The organism is Streptosporangium sp. NPDC002607 (genome assembly GCF_053592655.1).
Map to the genome: position 1 here is coordinate 37025 of NZ_JBSFWD010000065.1, position 7656 is coordinate 44680.

Sequence of the window (7656 nt, forward strand, 5' to 3'; positions counted from 1 at the left end):
TTGGAGAGATCTCTGTTAGCGGGAGGAAGCGGTGGTTCACGCGTACGTGCCGAGTGTCGACTCGATGCCTGGAACCTGGGTTCTCTCGAACCAGCGCACCGTTGCGCGGAGCCCGTCCTCAAGCGGGACGGGACACACACCGGGGAACAGTTCGCGGAGCAGCTGGGGAGAGGCCTGGGATTGCCGGATGTCGCCCGCCCGCGGCGGCAGGTGAGTCGACTCGACCGGGCGGCCGAGGATCTCGGCGAGGACGTCTGTCAGGTGCCGGAGGGAGACCGTGGTGCCGAACGCCAGGTTCACCGGCTTCGTGCTGGTCATCCGGCGCGCGGCCGCGTCGACGAGGACCTGGGTCACCGACCTCACGTAGGTGAAGTCCCGCGTCTGGAGGCCGTCGCCGTGGAGCGGCACCGGCTCGCCCCGCAGCGCCGCGGAGACGAACGCCGGGATCACGGCCGCGTAGGCGTGTCCGGCGGTCTGCAGCGGGCCGTAGACGTTGAAGAAGCGGAACGGCATGACCGGCAGGCCGTAGCTGTGCGCGTAGGCCATCGCGTAGGCCTCGCCGGCGAGCTTGCCGGCCCCGTACGGGCTGAGCGGCCTGGTGGGCAGGTCCTCGTGCTTGCGGGGTTCGGGACAGTCGCCGTACACCGAGGACGAGGAGGCGAGGATCACGTGCGGCCTGCTCGCGCGGCACGCCTCCAGCACGTGCAGGGTGCCGGTCGCGTTGACGGCGTGCGAGGCCAGCGGATCGGCCAGGGAGCGGGGGACCGAGGGCCGGGCGGCGAGGTGGATCACGTGCGTGACACCGGCCACCAGGTCCGTCAGCAGGTCCCGGTCCAGGATGCTGCCCGTCACCACCGCCGCCTCGACGCCGTCGAGGTTGCTGAGGTCCCCGCTGCTCAGGTCGTCCAGCACCGTGATGTGTCCGACCTCGGGCCGCTCCGCCAGCGCCCGGCACAGGTGCGCGCCGATGAAGCCGGCACCGCCCGTCACCAGCACCCTCATCGCGCGTTCTCTTCCGCCAGGAGCCGCCGGCCGGCCTTCCCGCACAGCGACCGGTAGAGGTGCTCGGTGTCGGAGACGAGGCGCGTCACGTCGAACGCGTGCCTCGTCCAGTCGTGGGCCGACTCACCCATCCGGCGGGCCAGGTCCGGATCGCAGAGCAGGCGGACCGTGTGCGCCGCCAGTTCGGCCGGGTCGGTCGAGGACAGCAGTCCGGTGTGCCCGTCCCTGACGATCTCGGCGACGCTTCCCACCCGGGTGGAGACCACCGGCGTGCCCGCCATGCCCGCCTCGATGAGCGAGAGCGGGGTGCCCTCGTTGTCGGAGGTCAGCACGATCACGTCGGCGGCGGCGTAGACGGCCTCCACGTCCTTCCTCCAGCCGAGCAGGTGGAAGGAGTCGCGGACGGGCTCGACGTCCCGCGCGACCTGCCGCTCCAGGTCGCCGCCCCCGCATATGACGAAGCGGCAGCCGGGGATCTGCCTGGACACGATGTCGGCCACGGCGAGGAAGCGGTCGGGCCGCTTCACCTGGGTGAGGCGGCCCACGTACGCCACGACGGGTGCGTCCGGTGGGAGTCCGAGCGCGGCGCGGGCCGTCCTGCGGTCGGGGACCGGTCCCAGCCGCACGCCGGGAGGGATCACCACGTACTGGGCGGGGCGTCCGATCCCGGCCCGGAGCAGATCGTCCCTGACCTGGGCTCCCACCGTCACCAGCCGGTCCGACATGGAGGCCAGGATCCGTTCCGAGCGCACGTAGAGCCCGCGCTTGAGCGGGGAGAAGTAGCCGTGCAGGAGGTGCCCGTGGAAGACGTGCGCCCGGGCCGAGCCGACACCGGACAGGCGGGACGCCGTCCGGCCCAGAGCGCCCGCCTTGGCCGTGTGGGTGTGCACGATGTGCGGGCGGAACGCCCGCATCGCGCGGATCAGCCAGAAGAGCGCCTGGTAGTCGTCTCCGGCCTTTACCGACCGGCCGAGGCCTGGCACCCGGTGCACCCGTACCCTCGTGTTGCGCAGCTGGAGGTGGTCGCCTTCGTGCTCGTCGACGTGACCGGTGTAGAGGCGGTGGTCGAACTCTCCCGAGTCCAGTCCTTCCGACAGCCCCGACATCTGGGTGGCGGGGCCGCCGACGTTCATCCGGGCGATGATCTCCATGACACGAATCCGACCATCCGGCTTCATAGCGGCTCCTTGATGACGGGCCTGGCTCACGTCGGAGAAACTAGTTCTCCTCCCGAGCCGTTTGCCGACGCCATCACGGTGTGGGCGCGATGTTTTCCCCATTCCCTACCTAGGCATGATCTAGTTGGGACGCCCCAAGTGTTCGCAGTCCACCCTTTGATCCCTATCAGGACTGACGACTTCGTTGGTGGCCGTGATGGGAGCATGGAGAAATAATCCTTTTGCCGCTTATCTGGATACCGGTGCTCCGCCACAGGAAGATCATCTGGAGTCCGGACAGCCGAGGTCCGCGATAGGCCGCAACGACGCGATCCAGAAACCCGTCCCGAGTACGGCGACGGCCAGCGTTCCCCACCCGAAACAGAGCGATGCCTGGAACGGGCTTGAGGCGGTCCGGCCGGCGACGAGAAGTACGCCCAGGAGCATGACCCCCTCCGCCAGGAGGTACGCGAGCCGCCAGCCGGGCCTGCCGAGGGCGAGGGGAAGCACGTTGGACCAGCAGACCGTTCCCTTCACGCAGGCGGCGCCCAGGAGCACCAGGGCGACCACGCCGATGTGGGCGTACCCGGGGCCGTAGGCCATGCCGATGACGGCGTCGGTCACCGGGAGCGCGACGGTGATGGTCGCCGCCCCGGCCGCGGCGAGCAGCAGGGTGGTGCGCATGACGTCCCGGATGATGGGTGCCCTTCCCGCTCCCGCCGTGGCGGTCCGGATGATCCGCGGATAGAGCATCGCGGCCACCGGGATCGCCAGGTTGGCGTAGAAGCGGCCGGGGGCCGATGCGATCTTGAGGATGGTCACCAGGGTCGGGCCGCCCAGCAGGCCCGCCAGGGTGAGGATGCCCGAGTCGGAGATCCCGGCCACGCTGGTTCCCACTGACGTCTTCACGGTGAAGGCGACCATGCCCGGCGGAAGCCGGACCCGCGCGACGGCCGGTCCCAGCTCCGCGACGAGCACCCGGGTGGCCAGCAGGTAGAACACCACCGCCATCACCAGCGCGCCCGCGGCCTGGCCCGCCAGGTAGAGCAGGGGGCCGCCGAGGAACAGTCCGCCGAGGGACAGTCCGAACGACAGGACGGCGCACCGCGTCCTGAGCACGCCCAGAGCACGCAGCCTGTCCGTCAGCGCGAAGGCCGCGCCCGCCGTACCGTACGACGCCATGGCCCCACGGGCGACGATGGCCAGAGCGAGCATGAGCGCGAACTCGTCGGAGACGGAGCCGAGCAGGCGCGCGGCCGGTAGCGCCAGGAGGCCGGCAGCGGTCGCGGCCACGCCGATCGCCACGTCCCAGTGGATCAGGCGCATGAACAGCGAGGACCCCCGCCCGCTCCGCTGCTGTTCGATGGGGACGAATCGCTGGGCGGCGTTCTCCAGACAGGGGTCGCACAGCAGGAACCAGACGGCCGCGACGGACTGGGCGAAGACCACCTGACCGGATGTCTCGCTACCCGTCAGGCGTACCAGAGCGATCAGGCTGAGAGTGGGAAGAACCGCCTCGCCCAGGCCGGCGGCGGTCAGCGATGCGAAGGTTCGCAGCTGGCGCCTGCCAGGCGGGCGTATCCGGTGGACGGCGCGTCCGAGAGTGCTGGCCATGTCCTACGAGCAGACCTCGTCGTACAGCCTGTCGAACCAGTCGGCCGCCCGGCTGATGTCCACCAGCTCCCTGCTCTCCCGCGCTCCCTCGCGAAGGCGCGCGTGGATCTCCGGGCGCGTCGCCCGCAGGATGCCCTCGGCGAGGGCGGCGGGGTCCCCGGGCCTGACCAGGAGGCCGTTCCTGCGGTCCTCGATCAGATCGGGTACTCCGCCCACCGCGGTGGACACGACCGGCACGCCCGCGGCGAGAGCCTCCATGACGACCACGGGCAGCCCTTCGTAGGAGGAACTGAGCACGAGCAGGTCACAGGAGGCGATGAGCCGACCGGCGTCGGGCACGTGACCGAGCAGGCGCACGTTGCCCAGGCCGAGCCCTTCGACCTGGCGGGCCACCCGCTCGTGCAGGGGACCTGATCCGGCGAGAAGGAACACCGGGCGGGGGTCTCGCTCTGCGACCCTCGCCGCGGCTTCGACGAGCAGCTCATGGTTCTTCTGCGCGCGGAAGTTGGCGACGTGCACGATCAGGAAGGCGTCCGGGGGTACGCCCCACTCCTGCCTCGTCTGTGCCGATCGAGCCGCCCAACGGCGCTGTTCCGCGAGCTGGACGCCGTGCACGCGAACGGACAGGCCACGCGAGTACCTGCTGGTACGAGCACGGGCGACCTGCGGAGAGACCGCCACCGTCCGGGTGTCCAGCCAGCCCGTCGCCCGGTCGAGCAACATCGTCGGCAGCCGGTAGCGCACGTTGTGCACCGTCGAGACCAGGGCAGGGCGAGGACTCAGCAACCGGGACACGGGCCGCAGGAGTGACGCGGGAAGGGGGGAGTGGATGTTGAGGACGTCGGGCCTCAACCTCCGCACCACGAGCGCGAGGCGGGCCAGGCGGAGCCAGCGCGGGCACTCGGTGAGGTCGACGACTCCGATGCCCGCCGATCGCAGCCGTTCGCTCAGCTCGTTGGTGGAGGCCCACAGGTATACGACGGTGTAGCGCTTGTCCGTCGGGGGAGCGGCGAGCAGCCTCTCGACGAGCAGGACCTCCGCGCCGCCCACGTCCAGCGTCTTGATCACTTCACAGACGTGCAGGCCGCTCATGACGCGCTCACCGGGGCAGGGATCCGGTCGGCGATGAGCGTCTCGTACCATTCCCCGATGCGGTCGCCCACCATCCGCCAGTCGAGGTTCGACACGGCCCGCACCCCGCGTTCGATCAGCTGGAGGCACAGCGCCTGGTCGTCGAGGACCGATCGCAGGTGCGTCACCAGGTCCTGCACGGATCCCGACTGGAAGACGCGGTAGGCGGAGCCGTCCGCTACGGCCGTGCCGAGCGAGGCGTCGGACGAGACGATGACGGCGGTGCCCAGCGCGAGAGCCTCCAGGAGGGCGAAGGGAATGCCCTCCCCGATGGCGGGAAGCCGCTGGGAGGCATGCACGACCACCTGGGCCCGGCTTACCAGCGAGTACACGTCGTCGGCGGGGATGTGCCCGGTGAACTCGATTCCCGGGCCCGTCCCGGCGAGCCGCTCAAGCCGGGCGCGTTCCGGGCCGTCACCCGCGATGACGAGGCGCGCGCCGGGGTGGTCGGTCCGTAGCCGGTGGAAGGCCTGAACGGTCAGCGCGTGGTTCTTCACCTCCACCAGCGAGCCCACACTGACGATCAATCCTGGTTCGACCGGATGTCTCTCCCGGAACCCGGCGAGGTGATCGAGGTTCAGGCCGCCGGGTATGATCCGCATCCGCCGCTCCGGTACGCCGGCCGCCAGCAGGTCCTCCCGCGGCCGTTCTCCGGCCACGATGAATCCGTCGGTGTGGCGGAAGGCCCACGGCATGATCCGCCGGTGACGCACGGTGAGGGCGCCGTGGACATGGAGCAGGAGGGGAATCCCCGCTCGCCGTGCGGCGGAGCCGAGGCCGAGCGCCTCGCGGTGGTCGCCGTGCGCGTGCACGATGTCGATCCGGTGTGCCCGGCGGAGTGTCCGCGCGCACTCCATGGCGAAGGCGATCACATCCGACCTTCTGGAGACGGCGCGGCTGGCAGCGGTCCGTGCCAGCGGAAGCGCCTTCGCGCCACCGGGGATGTCGCCCCGCCGGTGGGCGACGACCACCTCGTGTCCACGCAGCATCTGCTCGTGGCTGAGGCGCTCGATATAGCGTTCCTTTCCCCCGGGCTCGGGTGGAAGCCGGTATCCGATGTGGAGAATCCTCATGTCAACCTTCCTGATGGGCTCGATGTCCTTCCGGTCTGGCTCGACCGGGCCGACGCGTCGTCGCCTGGCGGGCCGCCGGCGGCACTTGAGGAGACCTCGTGCTCCGGGATCCGGTAGACGGCGCAGTCGCCGGAGCGGAACCGGAGTTCCGCGAAGTCCCCGATCCTGGAGGTCTGGCCGGTGTGGCGCTCGTCGACGAAGAGCCAGCGCACCCCGTAGCGCTCGCGCAGCCGCCGGATCGCGGTCGCCGAGGGCGCCCGGAAGGCGGCGTCGTTGAGGGCGAGCCGCTCACCGTCCCAGAACGGCAGGTGTTCGGGCGGGGAACCGGGGCGCCAGTGGCTCATGTTCGCGGCGGTGTAGGTCCAGCCCTCGGTCAGCACCCGCCGCTCGGACAGGGCGGCCACCCAGGACTGGCGGGTGTCGCACGGATCCTCGTATCCCCAGCGGCAGTGCGCGTCCGTGGCCACCAGGTCGTCCGGATCCGAGTGGGCGCGCAACCACCGGCCGGCCTCCAGGGCGCCCAGAGGGACGGGCGAGGCCACCGGCCTGACCGCATGAGAACCCTTTCCGATGAGGCGGTCCATGACGGAAAGGCCACGCGCGTTCCCGTAGGCGGGCAGGCCGATGGCCGCGAGCATGATGGTCACGAGCGCCCATCCGCGAAGGCCGCCGCACCTGACGACCAGGACGGCGGCCACCAGGACGACGGCCACCGCCAGCACGATGTACGGCCGGTAGAGGACGGCGTCCCCCTCGCCGGGACCGAGGGGGATTCTGACGCCGCACAGGACGGGAATCGCATAGGCGGCGACCGCCCCGGCACCGGCCGAGCACATCGCCTCTCCGAGCGACACCTGTGCGTGCCGCAGGAGGACAAGGATCCCGTAGACCGCGACGATCACCAGGTAGGGATAGGCGCCCCAGAGGAAGAAGAGCTGGCTCCGGCCAGGGTGCCCGAGCAGGAGCGCCGCGCCCATGCCCGCCGCGCCCATGCCGAGCAGGAGGACCACCGCCGGTCGCAGGAGCAGCCTCGGCCTGCACAGCAGCCCGAGGATCCCGCACCACGCGACGGCCCAGCACAACAGGTAGAGCGACGCGACGGCCAGCACCGAGGCCAACGGGGGGCTCACCTGCTCGCCCAGACCGGTCAACTCGCCCCACGCGGTTCGTGCGAACGAGAGGGGGTCGACGATCAGCCCCTGTCGCACCTGACCGAACAGCGTCGCCTGCGCGAAGAGGAAGCAGGCCGCGGTCATCCCGAGCGCGGTGAGCGCGGGCCACGGCATCCGGCGCCGTCCGATCACCTCGACCGCGACCACCGCCAGCAGGCCCACCGCGAGCAGGGGCAGGTAGACGGCCTTGGCCCCCATGACCGCGACGAGGAAGACCGTCAGCAGCGGCCACCTGCCCGCACCGCGGCGCCCATGATCGAGAAGGTCGATGAGCAGCAGGACGACCGGAGCGAACAGGAGGGCTCCGAATGCCTGGGTGGGGCTCGTCCATGAAGCGTCTGGAATGCCTCCCCAGGTGAACAGGTCGCTGCTGCCCAGGTAGAGACTCGCCGCTCCGACCGAGATCGAGCCTGCGATGGCCAGGAGTGCGGCGGGGCGGGAGCCGGTGAGACGGCGGGCGATCATGGACAGCAGGACGATCAGAGCGAACATCATGGGCAGCATGCC

General features: G+C 70.6%; 6 protein-coding genes. All 6 read right to left on the minus strand.

Going from position 1 to position 7656, the window contains the following annotated elements; genetic code table 11:
• Positions 1 to 36: 36 nt before the first annotated feature.
• Positions 37 to 1002: an NAD-dependent epimerase/dehydratase family protein gene (locus ACWD3H_RS41595; protein WP_451958925.1), complete on the minus strand. Its 966-nt coding sequence runs from the start codon at positions 1000 to 1002 to the stop codon at positions 37 to 39.
• Positions 999 to 2180 carry a glycosyltransferase gene (locus tag ACWD3H_RS41600; protein ID WP_451958926.1) on the minus strand — a complete coding sequence of 394 codons (1182 nt, stop codon included), beginning with the start codon at positions 2178 to 2180 and terminating at the stop codon, positions 999 to 1001. Before ACWD3H_RS41600 ends, ACWD3H_RS41595 begins: the two co-directional genes overlap by 4 nt.
• A gap of 261 nt (positions 2181 to 2441) precedes the next feature.
• Positions 2442 to 3773 (minus strand): hypothetical protein, encoded by a 1332-nt coding sequence (locus tag ACWD3H_RS41605; protein ID WP_451958927.1) that lies wholly within the window; start codon positions 3771 to 3773, stop codon positions 2442 to 2444.
• A 3-nt stretch (positions 3774 to 3776) separates the two neighbouring features.
• Positions 3777 to 4865, minus strand: a complete 1089-nt coding sequence (locus ACWD3H_RS41610; protein WP_451958928.1) for a glycosyltransferase — start codon at positions 4863 to 4865, stop codon at positions 3777 to 3779.
• Positions 4862 to 5977: a glycosyltransferase family 4 protein gene (locus ACWD3H_RS41615; protein WP_451958929.1), complete on the minus strand. Its 1116-nt coding sequence runs from the start codon at positions 5975 to 5977 to the stop codon at positions 4862 to 4864. The genes ACWD3H_RS41610 and ACWD3H_RS41615 overlap by 4 nt, the downstream gene beginning before the upstream one ends.
• Positions 5974 to 7656 (minus strand): hypothetical protein (locus ACWD3H_RS41620; RefSeq protein WP_451958930.1); only part of this gene is annotated, 1683 nt, incomplete at its 5' end. The genes ACWD3H_RS41620 and ACWD3H_RS41615, both read right to left, overlap by 4 nt.

Bases quoted from the DNA above. Each gene is read 5' to 3' on its own strand.
- ACWD3H_RS41605 (WP_451958927.1), bottom strand. From the start codon at position 3,773: ATGGCCAGCACTCTCGGACGCGCCGTCCACCGGATACGCCCGCCTGGC.
- ACWD3H_RS41595 (WP_451958925.1), bottom strand. From the start codon at position 1,002: ATGAGGGTGCTGGTGACGGGCGGTGCCGGCTTCATCGGCGCGCACCTG.
- ACWD3H_RS41615 (WP_451958929.1), bottom strand. From the start codon at position 5,977: ATGAGGATTCTCCACATCGGATACCGGCTTCCACCCGAGCCCGGGGGA.
- ACWD3H_RS41610 (WP_451958928.1), bottom strand. From the start codon at position 4,865: ATGAGCGGCCTGCACGTCTGTGAAGTGATCAAGACGCTGGACGTGGGC.
- ACWD3H_RS41600 (WP_451958926.1), bottom strand. From the start codon at position 2,180: ATGAAGCCGGATGGTCGGATTCGTGTCATGGAGATCATCGCCCGGATG.